Here is a 22,342-nt window from a genome sequence, read left to right on the forward strand (position 1 = left end):
TTGCTAATTTGCTCACTGAAAATATGTTAAAATAAAGCTATAACTAGATAATATAAAGGAGAGGGATGATGAAACGAATCATTAAGCCAGTGATCTTGATGGTTTTTATAGCTTGTTTGCTCTTATCGACCAAGGTTACAGCCTTAACAGCACAAGATTATGAAAATATGGGGCTGTTACCCTATAAAGCAAAGCCTTATTTTAAGTTGGGAGAGTTAGACAAACTCGGTCGTCCCACTTGGGGACAGGGTCAATTAAGTATTTATACTGAGGCCAAGGCTGCTGAAACTTATCCAGCTGAATCTTCCTTGCAAGATTGTGATTTGCCAGGATATCAAGTCAATAATGACCGTTACCTAATTCCTACCGAATTAGACCAAGGTTACATACAAAGGGTTTGGTCTCAGAGATACTTATTGCAACATGGAGATTTTAAATTTAGAGATGTAATGAATTTTATAAGAAATCATGCTCTAATTACAAATTATACAGATAACGGTTTTCCTCTTGATAAGCGAACAGGTTTGTTTAGTATTAGCCAATATGAAAAAGCTCTTGTTGAGTGGATGAAGCAAAAGAATTCAGATAAGAAACAATTCTCCAAAAACAAATCCTATATGATCGATTACAAAATAGAGTTGATTTATCAAGGGGAAGAGCTTGTTCCACGTCAAGTGCAGCTTCGTTATGTTGGTTTGACGCCAAAAGGTGAGCTTGAAAAAATAGACCTTGAAGGCGAAGAAGACTTTGATGCCAATGGTATCGCAACAGTCACACTTGATAATATCGCACCACATGTAACCATTGATTACCTAACCGGTGAGATCACAGGAGAGGTTTTTGTTTCGGCAAACACAGAAACAGAAAATGATGTTGAGATTGTTTATGTTGATGATAAGTCTAGTTATTATTATTTTGATGACAATAAGGAATTTGAAGAGAACGGTAATAAGTACCTTGCCATGCCAGAATCAGAAGCGATTGACAAGGGTTATGAATGGTTTTATGATGAGTATGTTTATGTAGATGCAAAAACGGGCTATTATTACTATTATGATGATGTCAAAAGCGTTACAGATATTTATGACTATGTTTATATGACAGAGAGAGCAGCCATTGTAGATGGTTATGTTTGGGATGCTGCAGAAGATACGGATTATTAGTTGGTGTTTTTACTTGTGTCGAGAGTTGGAATTATGTTAAAATGAAACAAAAATTAGTGATTTAGATAAGGAAATGAATGATGTTAAAAGCAATGGAAGTTTATTTAGTAACAAATGGTGATGGCTTGAAGGCGATTGAGTTTTATAAAGAAGCCTTGGGAGCAACGGTTGAACAAGTTAATCTGTTCAAAGATTTCTTACCAGATTGCCCCGTTGAGATGGAACATTTGGTCATGAATGCTCAATTCCGTCTAAACGGCCAACGTTTTATGCTATCAGATAATGATCCTAAATTGCCTTATACCATGGGAGATAATATTTCGGTTGCGCTAGTAACGGATGATGCTCAGACAGCAGAAGACCTTTATCGCAAGTTATCGGTTAACGCTAAAGCCATTAACTTGGAATTACAAGCAACACCTTGGTCACCAGCTTATGCCAACTTAACAGATCAGTTTGGCATCACTTGGCAGATTAACGCAGAAGTTGCGAATTTCGGTCAAGAATACTACGCAGATAAATAAAGCCCTTCCCTCTATCATTAGAGGGAATTTTTATTGCATAAAATTTGTTGGTTTAGTGAAGAAAATTGTTTTGATTTTTGTTATAATGAACCCTATGATAATATTGGACAAGATAAAAAAACTCAAAGCAAGTCAATTGCCACCCATTTTAGTTTTAGCTGGTGATGATTTGGGACAATACCAAGAGTGTAAGGCAGCCTTGCTTGCCAGTATTGGCTTTGAGGCGAGTGATTTGACCTATTCTTATTTTGATTTGGAGGAAACAAGTTTTGAGCAAGCAGCCTTAGATTTGGAAAGCCTTCCCTTTTTTGCTGATGAGAAAATTGTTATTTTTGACAATTTTTTTGACATGACGACCAATAAGAAAAATATTTTGACGGATACGGAAATGAAACAGTTTGAGTCGTATTTGGCTAATCCAGTTGTAAGCACACGTTTGATTATTTGCTGTGCAGGAAAGTTGGATGGTAAGCGTCGCTTGGTCAAATTACTTAAACGTGATGGTTTGGTATTTGAAGCAGAAAGTCTAAAAGAGCCTGAATTAAGAGCCTATATTGATAGAGAAGCTCAAGCTTTAGGTTTAACTTTTACTTCAGGAGCCTTAGAACAGTTACTATTAAAATCGAATTTTGATTTTAGTACGAGTTTGAAAAATCTACTTTTTCTAAAAACATATAAGGGGAAGGAAAAGATTACCTCAACGGATGTCAATGACTTATTACCAAAGAGTTTACAAGATAATATTTTTGATTTAACCCAGTTTGTCTTACAAGCTAAATTGTTGTCAGCGCGTGAATTAGCTCATGATTTAACCTTGCAAGGTGAAGATGTGATTAAGTTGATTGCCGTTATGTTAGGGCAAATTCGTTTTTTTGCTCAACTTAAAACGTTGCAATCAATGGGGAAAGCAGAGAATCAGTTGATTTCAGACTTGTCTGAATATCTCGGTCGCAAGGTTAATCCTTATCAGGTCAAATTTGCCTTGCGCGATATGAGGCACTATTCGTTAGACTTTTTACAAGAAAGCATGAAAATTTTGATTGAAACGGATTATCAGATTAAGCAAGGACGCTATGAAAAAGATTATTTGTTTGACTTGGCCCTTTTGAAGATTAGTCAACTCAAGTAAGTTAAAATACTTGTCAGATGGGAAAATTTTCGGTAGTATGAAAGAGTAAATCAGAAAAGAAAAGAGGACTAATACATGGCGATTATTTTACCAGATCTTCCTTATGCTTACGATGCTTTGGAGCCTTATATTGATGCAGAAACAATGACCTTACACCATGACAAGCATCATGCGACTTATGTAGCCAATGTTAATGCAGCACTTGAAAAATACCCGGAAATTGGTGAAGACCTAGAAACTTTACTAGCAGACGTTAAGAGTATTCCGGCTGATATTCGTCAAGCAGTCATCAACAATGGTGGTGGTCATTTGAATCATGCTTTGTTTTGGGACTTGTTAACTTTAGAGAAAACAAGTCCGTCAGCTGAGTTACAAGCAGATATTGAAGCGACATTTGGCTCGTTTGACGCCTTTAAAGAAGCTTTCACAACAGCGGCAACAACTCGTTTTGGTTCGGGTTGGGCATGGCTTGTAGTTAATGCTGAAGGCAAATTGGAAATCATGTCAACAGGTAATCAGGATAATCCAGTTATGGAAGGCAAACAAGCTATTCTTGGTTTGGATGTTTGGGAGCATGCTTACTACCTTAGCTACCGTAATGTTCGTCCAAACTATATTAAAGCCTTCTTTGATATAATCAATTGGACAAAGGTTAATGAACTCTACGAAGCAGCTAAGGCTTAAAATCATAATTTGTTAAAAGAGCTAATTTTGATTAGCTCTTTTTGCTTAACAGTGAGAGAAATATAAGAAATTAGATAGAAAATGGTTGACAAAAGATGAAAAATTAGCTATCCTATTAAGGAACGTGAAAATGTTACATTGAAATTGAGGGGAGTGAAACACATGTCAAAAACAGTTGTACGCAAGAATGAATCGCTTGACGATGCTCTTCGTCGTTTCAAACGTTCTGTTACTAAAGCTGGTACACTTCAAGAATCACGTAAGCGTGAATTCTACGAAAAACCTTCTGTAAAACGTAAACGTAAATCAGAAGCGGCTCGTAAACGTAAAAAATTCTAATTGAGATTAGCTAAAAGACAGGGGATTCCTGTCTTTTTGTTTTATATACTGGTAAAAGAAAAAACCCAGAAAAACTGGGAGTTTTGAATCAGTTAAACTTGATTATTTTTTAGCAAGCAAGTCACGGATTTCAGCAAGAAGTTCTTCTTGACTTGGACCAGCTGGCGCTTCTTCTGCAGGAGCTTTCATGGCTTTGTTAGCAGCCTTAACGATGAAGAACATGACTGTACCAACAATAAGGAAGTTAACCACTGCATTGATGAATTTACCGATTGCGATAGAGCCAAGCATGATTCCTGAGAAATCTGGTTGACCAATAATCATACCAATGATTGGTGTGATGATGTCAGCTACCAAAGATGTCACAATAGCGCTAAATGCAGCACCGATAATCACAGCGACAGCCAAATCAACAATATTTCCTTTGAACAAAAAATCTTTAAGTTCTTTTAACATACTGATTGCAAATCTCCTTTCTTTTAACATTCTTATTTATTATACAAGAAATTGGTAGAGTGTGCAAGCCCTATGTTTGTTTTATTTTACAAGTTTTTTGCTCTATGCTATAATGAGAAGTAAAATGAAAATAAGCTAGGGTGGGGGAGGTGTTTTTAATGAATAAGGCGATGATTGAAGAGGTTAAAAGTCGAGTCAATATTGTAGAAGTTATTGGCGAAGTGGTTAATCTTTCTCGTTCTGGTCGTCATTATTTGGGAAATTGTCCATTTCATAAAGAAAAAACACCGTCCTTTAGTGTTTTGGAAGACCGACAATTTTACCACTGTTTTGGTTGTGGGAAATCTGGTGACGTTTTTCGTTTTTTAGAAGACTATCGTCAAATTACTTTTATGGAAAGTGTTCAAGTTTTAGCAGAACGTGTTGGTATCACGACAACTGTTACAGCACAAACACCCAAACTTCGAGCTAACCCCCAGCAAAAATTTTATGACCTTCATGAAGAAGCGGTTAATTTTTATCATGCGATTTTAATGACAACCAAAGAAGGACAGGCAGCCAAACAATACCTTTATCAACGTGGTTTGACTGATGAGTTGTTGACTTACTTTAAGATTGGCTTGTCTCCTGAAGCGAGTGATTATCTTTATCAAACGGTTGCTGAGAAGTATGAAGAAAAGATAATTTTTCAATCAGGTTTGTTTCAGTTAACAGAGCGAAATCGGGTTTTTGATAGCTTTAGAAATCGGATTATGTTTCCTTTAACCAATGATAAGGGACAGACGATTGGTTTTTCTGGTCGGATTTGGCAAGCAGAACAGGCAGGAGAAGCCAAGTATAAAAACACTCGAGCGACAGCTATTTTCAATAAATCCTACGAACTTTATCATCTTGATCGAGCTAAGGCGGTGGCTAAAAAGCAAGATGAAATCTATGTCATGGAAGGGTTTATGGATGTCATTGCAGCTTATCGTGCGGGTTTGGTGAATAGTGTGGCGTCTATGGGAACAGCTTTGACAGCAGAGCATGCTAAACATCTAAAATCTTATGCAAAAAAGATTATTTTGACCTATGATGGTGATCAGGCAGGTCAAGAAGCAGTGGCTAAGGCCCTACCAATCTTAGAAGGCTTTAAGGTAGAAGTTGTTCATTTACCTGAGCAGATGGATCCAGATGAGTTTGTTCAAAAAAATTCACCTGAAGATTTAGCTAAATTGTTAACGCAGAATCGAATTAGTCAGATGGAGTTTTTAATTCATCATTACTTACCTGACAATATTGATAATTTACAAGCTCAAATTACCTATGTTGAGCGTTTAGCTAGGCTTTTGGCTAAAGAGCAGTCTATTACAGCACAAACAACCTATATTCACAAAATGGCGGAGCTTCTACCTGATTTTAATTATGAACAGGTAGAGCAGGCAGTCAATCAAGAGCGGTGGCGCTATCGAAAATCTCAAGGTAAATCTACTAGCAATGACATAGCCACCTTTGTTGAACTGCCTAAGAGCCGACAACTATCTCCCTTAATTCGAGCAGAAATGCAATTATTTCATCGCTTATTGCATCATGATTATCTATTACAAGATTTTCGTTATCATGAGGGAGACTTATTTCAAACTAAAGAAATTCAACACTTGTATGATATTCTCTTGGCTGAGGGTGAATTGGATCGCTTGCGTTTGGAACAATTAGGGCAAGCAGAACAAGACATGTATTATTATATTTTAGAGCAAGAGTTGCCAGTAGTTCCTAGTGAGGAAGAATTAAGCCAGTTGGAAAAACGTTTGCATTATTACCGTCAACAAAAAGAGGTGAAAGAGCAGGAAGAACGGATTCGTCAGGCTAATCGTTATGGTAATCAAGAACAGGCAATTTTGGATTTAGAAGCCATGATTGCCCAACGACGACAAATGGAAAAAGAGGACTTATGACAGAAACAAAAGAAATCACAACTTTTAATGTGCAGGTGGCAGAGTTTATTCGTCATCATAAAAAAGCTGGTATGGCTGTTGATGATGAGATTACGGATAAATTGGTCATTCCTTTTGCTTTAAATGCGGATCAAATTGATGACTTGTTAGAGCGTTTGACAGATGGTGGTATTGCGATTACAGATAAGCAAGGTAACCCTTCGACTAAGTACGTCATAGAAGAAGTTGAACCAGAAGAATTAACAGACGAAGAGCTTTTGGGGAGTAATTCCGCTAAGGTTAATGACCCTGTTAGAATGTATTTGAAGGAAATCGGGGTTGTGCCTCTTTTGACGAATGAAGAGGAAAAAGAATTGGCGGTAGCAGTTGCTGCGGGTGATTTGTATGCCAAACAACGTCTAGCTGAGGCCAATCTACGCTTGGTTGTTTCAATTGCCAAACGCTATGTTGGTCGTGGCATGCAGTTTTTGGACTTAATCCAAGAAGGTAACATGGGCTTGATGAAAGCTGTGGATAAATTTGATTATGAAAAAGGTTTTAAGTTTTCAACCTATGCGACTTGGTGGATTCGTCAAGCCATTACGCGTGCTATTGCCGATCAAGCTCGTACCATTCGGATTCCAGTTCACATGGTTGAAACCATCAATAAGTTGGTTCGTGAACAGCGTAATCTTCTACAAGAATTGGGGCAAGATCCAACGCCGGAGCAGATTGCAGAACGTATGGATATGGCACCGGATAAGGTTCGTGAGATTTTGAAAATTGCTCAAGAACCTGTATCTCTTGAAACCCCAATTGGTGAAGAAGACGATAGTCATTTGGGTGATTTCATTGAGGATGAAGTGATTGAAAATCCTGAAGATTACACAACACGAGTTGTCTTGCGCGAACAACTAGATGAAATTTTAGATACCCTAACTGATCGTGAAGAAAATGTCTTGCGTTTGCGTTTCGGACTTGATGATGGGAAAATGCGTACTCTTGAAGATGTCGGCAAGGTCTTTAATGTCACGCGTGAACGTATTCGTCAAATTGAAGCTAAGGCCTTACGTAAATTACGCCATCCAAGTCGTAGCAAGCAATTACGCGATTTTATGGAAGACTAATCAGTTAATTAGTGCTATCATCAATAAATTAAGGGAGAAAAATGTCAGCAAGATATACGGAAGAAGAAATTCTTCACATCAAAGATCGAATTTTAGAGCAATTAGAATTGGTCTTAGATCCAGAATTAGGAATTGATATTGTTAATCTAGGTTTAATTTATGATATTCGTTTTGAACAAAATGGTGAAACAGAAATTGACATGACCCTGACGACCATGGGATGTCCCTTGGCTGATTTGATTACTGACCAGATTTATGATGTGATGAAGGAAATTCCAGAAGTCACAAAGACAGAGGTAAAATTAGTCTGGACACCAGCTTGGTCAACTGAAAAATTGAGTCGCTATGCTCGCATTGCGTTAGGAATAAGGTAGGATGAGATGAAACGTTTATCATTAGTGGTGCCTTGTTATAATGAAGAGGCAACGATTAGAACATTTCTCTCAGCCACTCAATTGGTTGAGAAAAAAATGGAAAAAGCATTGGCTTTTGATTATATTTTCATCAATGATGGCTCAAAAGATCAGACTTTAGATGTTCTGCGTGATGTAGCTAGTCAGTTTGACAATGTTCATTATCTATCTTTTTCACGAAATTTCGGCAAAGAAGCAGCTCTATTGGCAGGTCTTGAAGCAGCAACTGGTGATTTTATTACGGTCATGGATGTGGATTTACAAGATCCGCCTGAACTGTTGGTAGAAATGTATCAAAAAATCCAAGAGGGTTATGATGTGGTTGGAACCAGACGGGCAGATAGAAAGGGTGAACCACCTATTCGCTCTTTCTTTGCACGTTCTTTCTATTTTTTAATCAATAAAATTTCAGATACTGAAATGGTAGATGGGGCTCGTGATTTTCGTCTGATGACAAGACAAGTCGTCGATAGTATCCTTTCTTTGAGTGAGGTTAATCGTTTTTCTAAGGGGCTATTTTCTTGGGTCGGTTTTAAGGTAACCTATGTCAGTTATGAAAATCGTGAACGAGTGGCGGGTGAAACCTCTTGGGATTTTTGGAGTCTTTTCAAATATTCCTTGGATGGTTTTATCAACTTTTCAGAAGCCCCACTTAATTTCTCAATGTGGACAGGAACCTTATTTTTCTTGACCTCGATTTTAGGGATTTTATTTGTAGTGATTCGCAAGCTAACCATTGGTGGTAGTGTGACTGGCTGGGCTAGTTTGGTTTCCATTATTTTATTTATTGGTGGTTTACAGTTACTCAGTCTAGGGATTATTGGTAAGTATATTGCCAAGATTTTCCTTGAAACTAAAAAACGACCTGTCTATATTATTAAAGAAAAAGGATGAAAATATCTTTTTTTAGTGTAGAATAGAAAAAAATAGCTAAAGGAGAACATCATGATTTTAGTAACAGGTAGTAAGGGGCAATTAGGGACAGAGCTTTGTCATCTTTTGGACGAACGTCAAGAAGAGTATGTAGCAGTTGATGTGGCTGAAATGGATATTCTTGACGCAGAAAAAGTCGAAGCAGTATTTGCCCAAGTCAAACCAACTTTGGTCTATCATTGTGCAGCTTACACGGCAGTTGATGCAGCAGAAGATGAAGGAAAAGAACTCAATTATGCCATTAACGTGACGGGTACTGAAAATGTCGCTAAGGCTTGTGCCAAATTTAAGGCAACGCTAGTTTATATTTCTACGGATTATGTGTTTGATGGAGAAAAGCCGGTTGGTCAAGAATGGTTGGAAACAGATCAACCAAATCCACAAACGGAGTATGGCCGCACCAAACGTTTGGGTGAAGAGCTTGTTGAAAAGTATTTGGCTGATTACTACATTATCCGTACAGCTTGGGTATTTGGTCAGTATGGTAAAAACTTTGTCTTTACCATGCAGTCTTTGGCAGACAAACACCCGGAATTAACAGTGGTCAATGACCAACATGGACGTCCAACATGGACACGTACTCTGGCGGAATTTATGACTTATTTGGCAGAAAATCGCAAGGCTTATGGTTATTACCATTTGTCAAATGATGCTAAGGAAGACATGACTTGGTATGATTTTGCCTGTGAGATTCTAAAAAATCATGATGTCAAGGTATCCCCTGTTGATTCTAGTCAGTTTCCAGCTAAGGCCAAGCGACCATTTAATTCGACGCTTAATCTTGATAAAGCTAAGGCGACAGGATTTGTTATTCCAAGCTGGCAAGATGCACTCAAAGAATTTTATCGTCAAGAGCTTAAATAATTAGTGATGTTAGCTAGGGCTTAGGCTCTAGCTTTTTAGGTTTGAATCAAGATAAAATATGATATAATAGACTATGATTGTAATGAAAAAGAGGTGAGCCATGCAAGATGTTTTTGTGATTGGAAGTAGGGGTTTGCCAGCCCAGTATGGTGGCTTTGAAACTTTTGTGGAAGAATTAGTCAAAAATCAACAAACTCCGATGGTTCGTTACCATGTGGCTTGTCTAACAGATGATAAAACAGGGCATCATTTTATGTACGAAGGAGCAGACTGTTTCACCATCAAGGTTCCCAAGTTTTTAGGTCCAGCTCGAGTGATTGCTTATGACCTTAAAGCGATTGCCTACGCCTTGGATATGATTAAAGAACAAGCAATCAAAAATCCTATTTTTTATATCTTGGGAAATACCATAGGAGGAATGATAGGCCCTGTTGCACACCAGATAAAAAAAGTAGGTGGTCAACTCTATGTTAATCCAGATGGCTTGGAGTGGAAACGTTCCAAATGGTCTAAGCCTATTCAAGCCTATTTAAAGCATGCTGAGAAAAAGATGACCCAGGCGGCAGACTTGGTCATTTGTGACAATAAGGGAATTGAAAGTTATATCAAGCAAGCATATCCTTGGGCTAAAACGACATTTATTGCTTATGGAACAGATTTGTCAGCAAGCTCTTTAAGGCAGGATAGTCAAGTAGTTAGAGATTTTTTTGACAACTGGTCTTGTCAGGAGAAGGCGTATTATCTGATTGTGGGACGCTTTGTGCCAGAAAATAACTATGCTTACATGATAAAGTCTTTTATGAAGAGCAAGAGTCAGCGTGATCTCTTAATTGTTTGCAATCATGAAGAAAATCCTTATTTTGAGCGTTTACGACAAGAAACAGGCTTTGATAAGGATAGAAGAATTAAGTTTGTCGGTACAGTTTATGACCGTGAATTGTTGACTTATCTTCGTCAAGAAGCCTTTGCTTATTTACATGGGCATGAAGTGGGTGGGACCAACCCAGGTTTGTTAGAGGCTCTCGCCCATACCAATCTCAACTTGGTTTTAGATGTGGATTTTAATCGCCAAGTGGCTCAAGATACGGTTTTGTATTGGAAAAAAGATGATGATAGTTTGACAGACTTACTGGATGCTTATGAGAAAGAACTTGATTTTTCAGCCTTGGGACAAAAAGCCAAGCAGTTGATGAGGGAATCTTACACTTGGGAAAGAATTGTTGAACAGTATGAGGAGTTGTTTTTAGATGAAGGTTAATATTCTTCTTGCCAGCTACAATGGTCAATCTTTCATTGGTCAACAGATTGAAAGTATTCAACAACAGACCTTTACCGATTGGACGTTATGGATTCGCGATGATGGTTCAACGGATAAAACCCTTGATGTTGTCAAATCTTATATGGCAGAAGATGAACGTATTCGTCTGTTGCCAAATCCTAATCAAAAAAATCTAGGTGTTATTAAGAGTTTTCATCGGTTGCTAAAACAGGAACAGGCAGATTATTATTTTTTTAGTGACCAAGATGATGTCTGGTTGCCAGAAAAATTATCACTTTGTCTAGAAAAAGCACAAGAATTTGCCAAGGAGTGCCCTTTACTCATTTATACAGACTTGTCTGTGGTAGATGAACAGTTAAATGTCTTGTATCCTAGCATGATAAAGACACAATCTCATCATGCCAATACCAACTTGCGACAAGAACTGACTGAAAATACGGTCACAGGTGGCACCATGATGATCAATCATGCCTTGGCTCAGAATTGGACGGAAATAGAAAATTTGCTCATGCATGATTGGTATTTGGCTCTGCTAGCGACTGCTTTAGGACAATTAGTCTATCTAGATACGCCGACTGAACTGTATCGTCAGCATAGTGATAATGTTTTAGGAGCTAGAACTTGGTCTAAGCGGATGAAAAATTGGTTACAACCTCATAAGTTGGTTACTAAATATTGGTGGTTAATTACAGCTAGTCAAAAACAAGCTGCTCTGCTTTTGGATAAAGACTTATCTCAACCCAATCGTGACTTAATTGAAGCGTATGTTGGGTTGCTAGACAAACCGTTGGTAGAACGCATTGGTTTGTTGAAAAAATATCAATTTGCTAAGAACAGGTGGTTTCATACCTTTATTTTTAGGATGTTAATCGTTACAAAATTTGCTTACAGGAGAAAATAATGGATTTCTTTAAAAAAGAAAATCGAATTTTATTAAAAGAATTGGTCAAAACTGATTTTAAGCTACGTTATCAAGGGAGCGTGATTGGCTACCTTTGGTCAATTTTAAAACCAGTCATGCTTTTCGCTATTATGTATGTGGTTTTTATTCATTTTTTGAGATTTGGTCAAGATGTGCCACATTTTGCCGTAGCGCTTCTTCTAGGTATGGTGACTTGGTCTTTCTTTTCTGAAGCAACGAACATGGGGATGATGTCTATTGTTAGTCGTGGTGATTTGTTGAGAAAGTTAAATTTTTCAAAAAGTATCATTGTCTTATCCTCAGTTGTAGGAGCCTTGATTAACTACGGTATTAACCTTTTAGTTGTCATGCTTTTTGCCTTAATTAACGGTGTTGAGTTCACATGGCCTGCCATGTTATCTATTTTTTTAGTGGTTGAAGTGGCGCTCTTGGCTATGGGAATTGCTCTCTTTTTATCAGCTCTTTTCGTTAAATTTCGTGACATTGGTCCAGTATGGGAAGTCTTGATGCAAGCAGGTATGTATGCGACACCAATTATTTACCCGCTTAGTCAAATTTCAAATACCAGTATGCTGGCAGCCAAGATTGTCATGCTCAATCCCATGGCTCAAATTATCCAAGATTTACGCTATCTACTAATCAATCCAGCCAATACAACCGTTTGGCAGATTGTCAGACTTCCTTATTCTTTAATTCCTTACCTTTTACCAGTGGCTATTTTTGCTTTTGGTTTTTGGTATTTTAATAAACATGCTAAAACATTCGCGGAGATTCTTTAATGACAGCTAAGCAAATTGCAGTAAAAGTAGAGCAGGTTAGTAAGTTTTTCAAACTTCCAACAGAAAGTACCCATAGTTTGCGAACCAGTTTGGTTAATCGCTTCAAGGGGATTAAGGGCTACAAGGAATACCATGTTCTTAAAGACATTAGCTTTGAGGTAGAAAAGGGTGATTTTTTTGGAATTGTTGGACGCAATGGGTCAGGAAAATCAACCTTACTCAAAATCATTTCACAGATTTACACACCAGAAAAGGGACAAGTAACGATTGATGGGAAGTTGGTTTCCTTTATCGAGTTGGGGGTTGGGTTTAATCCCGAATTGACTGGGCGCGAAAATGTTTATATGAATGGTGCCATGTTAGGTTTTACCACAGAAGAAGTCGATGCCATGTATGATGACATTGTTGATTTTGCTGAGTTGCGAGAATTTATGAATCAAAAGCTGAAAAACTATTCCAGTGGTATGCAGGTTCGTCTGGCATTTTCAGTAGCCATCAAGGCCCAAGGTGACATTCTCATTCTAGATGAAGTTTTAGCCGTAGGTGACGAGGCCTTTCAGCGTAAATGTAATGATTATTTTTTGGAACGAAAAGCGAGTGGCAAGACAACCATTTTAGTGACCCATGACATGGGAGCAGTAAAAAAATACTGTAATAAGGCTATTTTGATTGAAGATGGTTTGATCAAGGTTAATGGAGAACCAGATGATGTAGCCAACCAATATAGTTTTGACAATGCCGTACAAACTGAAGTGGTGGAAACCAGTGAAGAAGAATCAGAATCAGTAGAAGAGATTTTACAAGTCGATAATCTCAAGGTTAAACTACTGTCCCAAGCTCAAATGACACCAAAAGATAAGATTAGCTTTGAAATTTCCTATGATGTGCTGACCGATATTGATACCCACATTGTTTTTTCCCTAACCGATATTGATCGTCAGATTTGGATTTATAATGACAATGCTTGGGATATACCGACCAAGGGAACAGGGCATAAGTCTTATCGTTATACCTGTGACATTCCCAATATTAACGATATTAAGTTGAAATTACAGGTTACCATACTTGGTCCGTCTAAGGAAATGTTGGCATTTGCTAATGCTAGTAATGCACCGATTATTATGATTAATCGTGATGATATTGCCCTAGATGATTTATCTGCTTTGGATTCTGCTTCTGGTATTATTCAACGCAACGGTTCGTGGGAAATCTTGTCAGAATAGTTGAGGAAAGTTATGAAAACATCACCTACCCTAGTTTCGATTATTTGTACGGTTTACAATAAAGCCCAGTGGTTGGAACAGACCATTGATAGTTTTTTAGGTCAAAAAGAGGTTAATTATGAAATTCTTTTAGTTGATGATTGTTCAACTGATGGGTCAAGAGTGATTATTGAGTCCTATGCGAAAAAATACCCTGAGCTGATTCGAGCCTTTTATCATGAAGAGAATCAAGGGATTAACCAAACTTGGATTTCGATTTGTCAAGAAGCTAGGGGGGATTACATTGCTCGTTGTGATGGAGATGATTGTTGGATTGATGACTTAAAATTGGCCAAACAAGTTCAATTACTTGAACATCAAGCAGCTAAGTGGTGTGGAACAGATATTAACTACATTGATGAGAATGGTCGTATCTTAGCTCAAGGTGTTTTTGAACAAGGAGTGGTCGATTTGGCAGACACTTATGAAAAAATGCTGGTCACCCGTGGTTTTACAGCGCCGTCTAGTTGGTTGGTCGAAACCCAAGTTATGCGACAAGCTAATCAAATGTTACTAGAGGACAAAGACACAGCAGATGATACCTTTAATTTACAACTAGACTTGTTCAATCTGACTGAGTTTGTCTTTTTGCCAGAAGTGACCGTGGCTTATCGTGTCAATCAAGGCTCAGATTCACGGCCTAAGGCTTTCAAGCAATTACAACAACGCTTTGATCGCCTATTACAAACACAATACTATTATTTAGATAAGTACCCCAAGCGAGATATGGTGGCTATGTTGAAATTACTGCTAGACAGACATAATGAGTTCAGTCTGGCCTTGGCTCAAAAAGACTATCCAGTGTCTCATCTAAGTACTCAAGAAATCAGCATTAGTTATATAAAAAAGGAAGCATCTGATGCTAATCAGGTTTTGTCCGCCACGATGTCTTATCAGGATACCTTGACCTTTACCTTGCCAGATGATGCTATCACTTTACGAATCGATTTATCTAAACTACCTAGTTTTTATCGTTATATTCGTGTTATTGATGATAGCTATCAAACAGAACTACTACCTAATTTTACAAATGGTGTTAGATTTCAAGAAACTTATTTTTTCAATCAGGGGGATGCTTATCTTTATTATGATGTAGGTCATTTACCACAAAAGCAGTTCAGCCTATCTTATCAGATGTATAATGTCGATGATGTGGCTGAAGATGACTACATTGTCAAATTACTTAGTTCAGACTTGTTGACTTATCAAGAGCTTAGACAAAATTTAGATAACAGTCAACGTCAGCTACTTATGTTGGAATCAGAAAAAGATTATTATAAACAAGAGTTAGAGCAAATGGTTGTTCGTTATAATTCTGTCGTTCATTCTCGTCGTTGGCGTATTCCAACTAAGCTGATTAACTTTTTTAGGAGAAAATAATGAAGCGTTTGCTTTTATATGTGCATTTTAATAAATACAATCGTGTTAGCCCACATGTTTACCATCAATTAAATCAGCTTCGTCCGTTGTTTTCTAAGATTCTATTCATTTCTAATAGTCAAATTCAAGAAATGGATTATCAACAGTTAGTGGATCAAAGATTGATGGATGAGTTTATTCAGCGAGAAAATCAAGGGTTTGATTTTGCGGCTTGGCGTGATGGTATGCTGAAATTAGGGTTTGATCATCTGACGATGTATGATAATGTGACCATTATGAACGATACTTGTTTTGGTCCTTTATGGGATTTGAAAGATTATTATCTTAAATATGAAGCAGTTTCTGAAATTGATTTTTGGGGCATGACTAACAATCGTAAGACCAAGGATTTTGCAGAACATATTCAAAGTTATTTTATCAGTTTTAAGCAAACCGTCGTTGAATCGTCAGTATTTCGCAATTTTTGGTCTTCTGTTAAGGATTTTACAGATGTTGCAGATGTTATCAGTCATTATGAAACACAAGTAACCACGACTTTATTAAAGGCGGGCTTCAATTATCAGACCGTTTTTGATACGGTGGAAGAAGACACGACTGGTATGTTGCACCCTGATTTTTCATACTATCATCCGACAGCTATTTTGAACAATCGTGTGCCCTTTATTAAGGTTAAAGCGATTGACGCCAATCAGCATATCAGTCCCTACTTGCTAGCAGAAATTGAGCGAACAACAAGCTATCCTGTTGAACTAATTGTGACACACATGTCTGACGTTGGTTTACCAGACAGTAGCTATTTGTTGGGGCGTAAATATCTTGAGCTAACAGATGTACAAGAACCTATTCTTGAACATCAAAAAGTAGCAGTTCACCTTCATGTCTTTTATGTTGATTTATTGGCTGAATTTTTAGAAGCCTTTAAGCAATTTAGCTTTTCTTATGATTTGTTTATCACGACAGACCAGGTAGAAAAACAAGAAGACATAAAACAAGTGTTAGCGGCATTTAATCAAAAAGCTGAGATTATAGTGACTGGTAATATTGGCCGTGATGTGTTGCCGATGTTAAAATTAAAAGAGCAACTATCTGCTTATGATTATGTTGGACATTTTCATACTAAAAAATCAAAAGAAGCTGATTTTTGGGCAGGACAATCTTGGCGTCAGGAATTGATTGAGATGCTCATCAAACCAGCCAATCAAATATTAGCTCAACTAAGCAAGGAAAATATCGGTTTGGTGATTGCCGATATTCCTAGTTTTTTCCGTTATAATAAGATTGTGGATGCTTGGAATGAACACTTAATTGCTCCTGAAATGAACGATTTATGGCAAAAAATGGGGATGAAAAAGACTATTGATTTTCAAGCCATGCAGACCTTTGTGATGAGCTATGGAACGTTTGTTTGGTTCAAGTATGACGCTTTGAAGCCACTGTTTGATTTGGATTTGACGGATGCAGATGTGCCAGCTGAACCCCTACCACAAAATTCTATTCTCCATGCGATTGAGCGGTTGCTAGTCTATATTGCTTGGAATCAACATTATGATTTCAGAATTGCAGCCAACCCAATCCGTCTGAGTCCTTTTATTGATAATAAATTACTTAATGAACGTCAAGGCAGTGCTCCAAGTACTTATGTTGATTTTACCTATATGGGTGGGATAAAAGGTGCTTTAAAATATATTGTGATTGGGCCTGCACGCGCTATTAAGTATATTATCAAGCGACTAATGGGAAAGTGGTCATCATGAAACAGGGCTTAAAATCTATAGATTGGCTATTTGCTTTACATGGATTGATTATTTTATTATTGAGTATTTATTTCAATCTTCAACTAATCAATCTGTCAATCTTAGCCAACAATACGGCCTCAGACCTTGTTGGGATTAAAAATTTTAGTTACCTCTTGTTCTATATTTCAGGTCTAGGTTTGGTACTTTATTTACCCAAACTGTTGACGTGGTCATTTTTTAAAAGATTAAGCACGGTTTATTTAATTTATCTTTTCTTGTCCTATTTTTTGAGGTTGACTCGCCAACTCAATAACAAGGATTTTATTGTTGGAGCGTTTCAAAAAAATCAATTTTGGCAAGGGAATTTTCTCCTACCACTGTTTTTTATGATTCTATTGGCCTTTTTTCTTCATCGCCTACTTGTTGCCTATGATAAACAGGAATGGTTGCCAGATTATACTGGTCATGAGGAACTTCTTTTCTATCTTTTGAGTGCTTCCTTCTTGTTACAAGATAGTCAATATCGTGCTAGTCTTTTGTTGCCTTTGCGCCCATTGTTTGCTTCAGATGAATTAGCTAGTTATCATTTAGGCTTATTAGTACAAGTTACCAGTTCTTTATTATGTTTTGCTGCCTTGATTTTCATCTTTTCTAAAGCTTGGCAGGGATTACGCATGGCTTTGGCAACTCCTTATCTAGCTGTAGCTTCTAGTGCTTTTTTTGCCTTATTCTTTAATTATACCTTTCAGCTTGGTGTCAAAAAATCAGAGAGTATTGCTAATTATTATGTTTTGCCTGGAGCGATCAGTTTTCAATTACTTATACTTTTTGCCTTAGCTTTACTGGTTTATTTGGTGACCAATCGCTACTTGATAGGAAGTCTTCTGATTTTTGGCTTGGGTAGCAGTCTATCGTTAGTCAATTACCTAAAAGAATTCATGCGTAGTGAACCACTCTTGTTAATTGACTTTGTTTGGTTACGTCAATTAGGATTACTGATTGGTTTTGTTAGTCCAAGCGTAATTTGGTTGAGTCTATTCTTTCTTATTGGTCTTGGTTTTATTTATTCTTATGTTAGAAGGCGTCTGGTTTCCCCTCCAATTTTTTCTTGGTTACAACGATTTTTTGGGAGTCTCTTCGTTTTAGTTAGTCTTGTAGCTGTGGTTTATGGCAATGCTAGTTACCTTAACCCATTACCTAGTTTGGCTAAATTAGATAAGGTTTTAAATATTAACTGGTTAGGATTTTCAAGTAATGCTCGCTATAAATCACTAGCTTATGTATGGACTAAACAGTTGACGACACCGATTATGGAAAAACCAAGTCAATATAATCAGGCTAAAATAGAAGAATTAGTAAAAAAATATAGTCAACTAGCCAAGGATATCAATCGAGAAAGAACAGAAAAAATTGACCAACAAACTGTTATCTATCTGTTGAGTGAGAGTTTAGCCAATCCGGAACGTTTAGATGGTATTGATTTATCAGCTAGTGTATTGCCTAATATTGATGCCATTAAAGAAGAAACAACATCTGGCTTGATGACATCAGATGGTTATGGTGGTGGCACTGCAAATATGGAATTTCAATCTTTGACAGGCCTTCCTTTACCCAATTTTTCGTCATCAGTTTCCGTCCTTTATACTGAAGTTGTGCCTAAAATGAAGGTATTTCCTTCGATTAGCGATCTTTATCAAAAACAAAATAAAGTGGTGATTCATCCAGAAAATAGGCTTAATTATAGTCGTCATCTTATCTATCAGCAGTTAGGCTTTGGCAAACAAGTCTTTACTAATAGCACGAAGGACAAGTTGCTTGATGTTAATCGTGCGGGTGTCAATATCAGTGATCAAACGGTTTATGATAATATTTTGGCACGTTTGGATACAAAAAACAGTCAATTTTTCTCTGTCATTACCATGCAAAATCATGTCCCTTGGTCAGCTAGCACACCAGAAGAAGTGATGGTGACAGGACAAAATTTTTCTGCAAAAGAAAATGCTAATCTAACCAGTTATGCTCGTTTATTAGCACAGACAGATGAAGCCACCATTGCTTTTTTAGAAGCCCTTCAAGAAATTGACAAGCCGATAACCGTTGTTTTTTATGGGGACCATTTGCCAAGTTTATATCCAGAACAAGTGTTTAGTGAGCAAGCAGATAGCAAGTATCAAACCGATTATTTTATTTGGAACAACCAAGAAAATCAACAATTAGAGTACCCACTTATTCGCTCTAATGATTTTCCAGCAGCCTTGTTAGCTCATACTAATGCCAAGGTTTCCCCTTATTATGCTTTATTGACCCAATTGCTTAACCGTGCGGAGTTGAGTGAAAAAGAGTTAGAAGAAGTGGAAGCTGATCTGAAACTATTGCAGTATGATATGACTATAGGTAAGGCTTATATTAAAGCAAGACCAAGTTTTTTTGAAATTAAATAAGGAGAGAAAATGCAAGAAAAAATTGCTGTTTTGTTGCCAGCCTATAATGAAGAAGTAACCATTCAAAAGGTTATTTCTGATTTCCAAAAGGTATTGCCGCAAGCGACCATTTATGTTTATGACAATAACTCTAAGGACAAGACCAACCAATTAGCTAAAGCGTCCGGAGCAGTGGTTCGTTTTGAACCTCGTCAAGGTAAGGGAAATGTGGTGCGTTCGATGTTTCGTGAAATTGACGCGGATTACTACATCATGGTTGATGCGGATGACACTTATCCTGCAGATGAGGTCAACAAGTTGTTAGATCCTTTGCGACAAGGGCAGGCTGATATGACCATTGGTGATCGCTTATCTAATGGTAGTTATGCCAAGGAAAACAAGCGAGGATTCCATGATTTTGGTAATAATTTAGTCAAGGGTTTGATTAACCGACTTTATCAAGGAAATTATGAAGATATTATGACTGGCTATCGTGGCTTTAATCGTTTGTTTGTCAAAACCTTTCCAGTCTTGTCGCCAGGCTTTGAAATTGAAACAGAATTGTCAATTCATGCTTTAGATAAACGCTTTAAGTTGGTTGAAGTGCCAATCACCTATCAAGACCGTCCAGAAGGAAGTGAATCCAAGTTAAGCACGTTTTCTGATGGTTTTAAGGTCTTACGCACTATCTTTAACCTGTTCAAAGATTACAAGCCCTTACTTTTCTTTAGTCTTTTATCCCTTATCTTTGTCATTTTGGGCTTATTGGTAGGTCTGCCTGTCATTAGCGAATTTACTCGGACAGGATTGATTGCTAAATTCCCATCAGCCATTTTAGCAACTGGTTTGATGATTTTTGCAGGACTCTTCTTTATTTCAGGAGTCATTTTAGATACCGTTGTTCGTCAAAATCGCATGCATTATGAATTGAAAGTGTATGAGTACTATGAAAAGTACCAAAGTAAAGAGGTATGAAAACATATTTGAAAGCAAGTCTTGACGGACTAATTAAGTGGCGGTATTATATTGCTGTTTTTGCCTTTTTACTAGGTGTAATGTTTAATCTGCACGGTAGCTCAATTAGTGTTTGGAATAAATTTGGCTTACAAGAAGCTAGTAATGGTCAAAAAATTGAAACGACAACGATTAGTGATTTGAAAGGCTGGGAAAAAGCTAACTTATGGTTACCTCAGTTCAACTCAGAAGATGGGGTTATCTTGGGAGTACCAAGATTAATTCGAAGTGATGAATGGTTTGTGCAAACTAGTTTTTACCTATCGCAAGCCAATACAGGTAATCAGTTAATCAATGATCGTTATGCTCTTTCTGGTCAAAACATGATTGTAGCCTACAATGCACCTGTTTGGCACCCATCTGTGATTGGTAAGCCATTTAACTGGGGCTTTCTTTTCTTGGGTAGCAGTAGGGGACTGGCTTGGTATTGGTCTTTTAAGTTAATTGCTCTATTACTTTTAGCTTTTGAGTTTGCTATGATTTTAACTCGAAAAAATAAATACCTGTCCTTACTTGGTAGTTTGTGGTTGACCTTTACCCCAACGATTCAATGGTGGTTCATGCAGCACCTAGGAGATATTGTCTTTTTTACCTTACTGATCATGGTCAGCATGTATCACTATTTTGAAGTCAAGAGTAAAAAGAAAAAAGTATTTCTTTCTGCCTGTCTAGGATCTGGTATTATTGGTTATGTTCTAGTGATTTATCCGGCTTTTCAAGTACCTTTTGCTTATCTGTTACTAGGATTTAGTGTATGGTGTTTCAGAGCTGCCTATAAGAAACAAATGATAAAACGATTTGATTGGCTAATGATTGCTATTACATTAGTTTGGTCTTTAGGAATCGTTGGTCTATCTCTTTACCAAAGTAGAGACGCCATTCAAGCCAGTCTAGCAACAGTTTATCCTGGAAGTCGCATCTCAACAGGTGGTGAAATAAATCTTAGCCAACTGGTTGAAATGCTCTTAAACGTGTTTCTGCCATTCAATATTCCAAGTTTTTCTAATCAGGTTGAATTAGCAAGCTCCTATCATTTTCTTCCTTTCATCTTATTATTACTTCCCTTTTATTTGAAATCGTCTAAGAAATTCTGGCAAATCAAGGAAAATCGCCTAGGTTTCTTCTTGATTGTTTTAGCAAGTTTCTTACTCTTTTATGCTTTGATTGGCTTACCTGAAATCTTAGCAAAATTAAGTCTATTTAGCTATGTAACTTCTAGTAGAGCGTGGCAGGCTATGGCCGTAATCTCTGTTTGGGTAAGTATTTGGTTTATGTCTTATATTTGGGAACAAAAAAATCAAGTCAATAGTCTGTGGGCAGGCTTACTGTTAGGTGTTTGTTCAGCTCTCTCTTATTTCTTATTACTGGGAAATAAGCTTTATCAAGATTACGTTGATTCTATTTTGCTAAGTCTGGCTTGGTTTTGGTTCATTTTTATCTTTTTCTTGATATGTTTTGGCTATAGAAAATTAGCTAGCCTTGCTTTGATGTGTCTCATTATCTTATCAGGAATGACAGTTAATCCCTTGGTACAAGGAACAGCCGTTATTGAAGAGAAAGCCTTATCAATTCAAGTAAGAAAACTAGTTAATCGAGATCCAAATGGTTTGTGGTTGAGTGAAAATGGCAATTTTTATAATTACCTACAAATTTTTGGTGCTAAATCTATTGATGGTGTTAGATTCTATCCTGATCGTCAACTAATGACCAAGCTAGATGAACAAAATCTCTATGAAACAGAGTGGAATCGTTATTCTCATCTACGTTATTTGTTGACAACAGAAGCCACGATATTTAGCAATCCCGCACCTGATAATGTAACGATCTCACTTAATATGACAACATTAAATAATTTGGGGATTGATTATATTTTAACCAATCGCAATTTAACTGATTTATTTGGTCAATCTTTCCAAGAAATTTATCAAGATAGTGATGGGAATCGTATCTATCGTTATCAGCCCAATCTATAAAAAATCTTCCTCAAGTCTTAACTTGGGAAGTT

The 22,342-nt window shown here is 37.2% G+C and carries 20 protein-coding genes; 19 read left to right on the plus strand and 1 reads right to left on the minus strand.

What is annotated here, in order from left to right; genetic code table 11:
* The first annotated feature begins 68 nt into the window (after positions 1 to 68).
* The 5 genes from FRX51_RS01390 (at position 69) to rpsU (ending at position 3,839) form a co-directional block, all read left to right on the plus strand.
* Positions 69 to 1,163 carry a hypothetical protein gene (locus FRX51_RS01390; protein ID WP_146495180.1) on the plus strand — a complete coding sequence of 365 codons (1,095 nt, stop codon included), beginning with the start codon at positions 69 to 71 and terminating at the stop codon, positions 1,161 to 1,163.
* An 80-nt stretch (positions 1,164 to 1,243) separates the two neighbouring features.
* On the plus strand, positions 1,244 to 1,687 hold the full coding sequence (locus tag FRX51_RS01395) for a VOC family protein (RefSeq protein ID WP_146495182.1): 444 nt from the start codon (positions 1,244 to 1,246) through the stop codon (positions 1,685 to 1,687).
* Between the two features lie 94 nt (positions 1,688 to 1,781).
* Positions 1,782 to 2,816: a DNA polymerase III subunit delta gene (gene holA / locus FRX51_RS01400; protein WP_146495185.1), complete on the plus strand. Its 1,035-nt coding sequence runs from the start codon at positions 1,782 to 1,784 to the stop codon at positions 2,814 to 2,816.
* Between the two features lie 75 nt (positions 2,817 to 2,891).
* Entirely contained in the window at positions 2,892 to 3,500 is a 609-nt protein-coding gene (locus tag FRX51_RS01405) for a superoxide dismutase (RefSeq protein WP_146495187.1), read from the plus strand.
* Between the two features lie 162 nt (positions 3,501 to 3,662).
* A complete protein-coding gene (gene rpsU, locus FRX51_RS01410) occupies positions 3,663 to 3,839 on the plus strand; it encodes a 30S ribosomal protein S21 (protein ID WP_000048058.1) in 177 nt (58 codons plus the stop codon).
* 102 nt (positions 3,840 to 3,941) lie between these two features.
* On the opposite strand, the gene mscL is transcribed toward rpsU, so the two are convergent.
* The gene (mscL, locus tag FRX51_RS01415; RefSeq protein ID WP_146495189.1) at positions 3,942 to 4,295 is read right to left on the minus strand and encodes a large conductance mechanosensitive channel protein MscL; all 354 of its coding nucleotides are present in this window, start codon (positions 4,293 to 4,295) and stop codon (positions 3,942 to 3,944) included.
* 158 nt (positions 4,296 to 4,453) lie between these two features.
* Between mscL and dnaG the strand changes: the two genes are divergently transcribed.
* The 14 genes from dnaG to FRX51_RS01485 all read left to right on the plus strand — a co-directional run bounded on the left by dnaG (position 4,454) and on the right by FRX51_RS01485 (position 22,310).
* The gene (gene dnaG, locus FRX51_RS01420) at positions 4,454 to 6,229 is read left to right on the plus strand and encodes a DNA primase (RefSeq protein ID WP_261379779.1); all 1,776 of its coding nucleotides are present in this window, start codon (positions 4,454 to 4,456) and stop codon (positions 6,227 to 6,229) included.
* Entirely contained in the window at positions 6,226 to 7,335 is a 1,110-nt protein-coding gene (gene rpoD / locus FRX51_RS01425) for an RNA polymerase sigma factor RpoD (protein WP_146460258.1), read from the plus strand. Before dnaG ends, rpoD begins: the two co-directional genes overlap by 4 nt.
* A 41-nt stretch (positions 7,336 to 7,376) precedes the next feature.
* Positions 7,377 to 7,709, plus strand: coding sequence for a metal-sulfur cluster assembly factor (locus FRX51_RS01430; protein WP_146495191.1), 333 nt, complete (start codon positions 7,377 to 7,379; stop codon positions 7,707 to 7,709).
* 6 nt (positions 7,710 to 7,715) lie between these two features.
* Entirely contained in the window at positions 7,716 to 8,642 is a 927-nt protein-coding gene (locus tag FRX51_RS01435; protein ID WP_146495193.1) for a glycosyltransferase family 2 protein, read from the plus strand.
* A 51-nt stretch (positions 8,643 to 8,693) separates the two neighbouring features.
* Positions 8,694 to 9,545, plus strand: coding sequence for a dTDP-4-dehydrorhamnose reductase (gene rfbD, locus FRX51_RS01440; RefSeq protein ID WP_146495195.1), 852 nt, complete (start codon positions 8,694 to 8,696; stop codon positions 9,543 to 9,545).
* Between the two features lie 100 nt (positions 9,546 to 9,645).
* Positions 9,646 to 10,803, plus strand: coding sequence for a beta 1-4 rhamnosyltransferase Cps2T (cps2T, locus tag FRX51_RS01445; RefSeq protein ID WP_146495197.1), 1,158 nt, complete (start codon positions 9,646 to 9,648; stop codon positions 10,801 to 10,803).
* Positions 10,793 to 11,725, plus strand: coding sequence for a glycosyltransferase family 2 protein (locus tag FRX51_RS01450; RefSeq protein WP_146495199.1), 933 nt, complete (start codon positions 10,793 to 10,795; stop codon positions 11,723 to 11,725). The genes cps2T and FRX51_RS01450 overlap by 11 nt, the downstream gene beginning before the upstream one ends.
* Positions 11,725 to 12,525, plus strand: a complete 801-nt coding sequence (locus FRX51_RS01455) for an ABC transporter permease (RefSeq protein ID WP_146495201.1) — start codon at positions 11,725 to 11,727, stop codon at positions 12,523 to 12,525. Before FRX51_RS01450 ends, FRX51_RS01455 begins: the two co-directional genes overlap by 1 nt.
* Positions 12,525 to 13,748: an ABC transporter ATP-binding protein gene (locus FRX51_RS01460; protein WP_146495203.1), complete on the plus strand. Its 1,224-nt coding sequence runs from the start codon at positions 12,525 to 12,527 to the stop codon at positions 13,746 to 13,748. Before FRX51_RS01455 ends, FRX51_RS01460 begins: the two co-directional genes overlap by 1 nt.
* A gap of 12 nt (positions 13,749 to 13,760) precedes the next feature.
* Positions 13,761 to 15,167, plus strand: coding sequence for a glycosyltransferase family 2 protein (locus tag FRX51_RS01465; protein ID WP_146495205.1), 1,407 nt, complete (start codon positions 13,761 to 13,763; stop codon positions 15,165 to 15,167).
* Positions 15,167 to 16,921: a rhamnan synthesis F family protein gene (locus FRX51_RS01470; protein WP_146495207.1), complete on the plus strand. Its 1,755-nt coding sequence runs from the start codon at positions 15,167 to 15,169 to the stop codon at positions 16,919 to 16,921. The genes FRX51_RS01465 and FRX51_RS01470 overlap by 1 nt, the downstream gene beginning before the upstream one ends.
* Complete coding sequence (locus FRX51_RS01475) at positions 16,918 to 19,344, plus strand: LTA synthase family protein (RefSeq protein WP_146495209.1); 2,427 nt, start codon at positions 16,918 to 16,920, stop codon at positions 19,342 to 19,344. The genes FRX51_RS01470 and FRX51_RS01475 overlap by 4 nt, the downstream gene beginning before the upstream one ends.
* Before the next feature lie 9 nt (positions 19,345 to 19,353).
* Positions 19,354 to 20,298, plus strand: coding sequence for a glycosyltransferase family 2 protein (locus tag FRX51_RS01480; RefSeq protein ID WP_146495211.1), 945 nt, complete (start codon positions 19,354 to 19,356; stop codon positions 20,296 to 20,298).
* Positions 20,295 to 22,310 (plus strand): hypothetical protein, encoded by a 2,016-nt coding sequence (locus tag FRX51_RS01485; protein ID WP_146495213.1) that lies wholly within the window; start codon positions 20,295 to 20,297, stop codon positions 22,308 to 22,310. The genes FRX51_RS01480 and FRX51_RS01485 overlap by 4 nt, the downstream gene beginning before the upstream one ends.
* Positions 22,311 to 22,342: the final 32 nt, after the last annotated feature.

It is taken from the genome of Streptococcus sp. sy010 (genome assembly GCF_007859175.1).
GTDB lineage: Bacteria > Bacillota > Bacilli > Lactobacillales > Streptococcaceae > Streptococcus.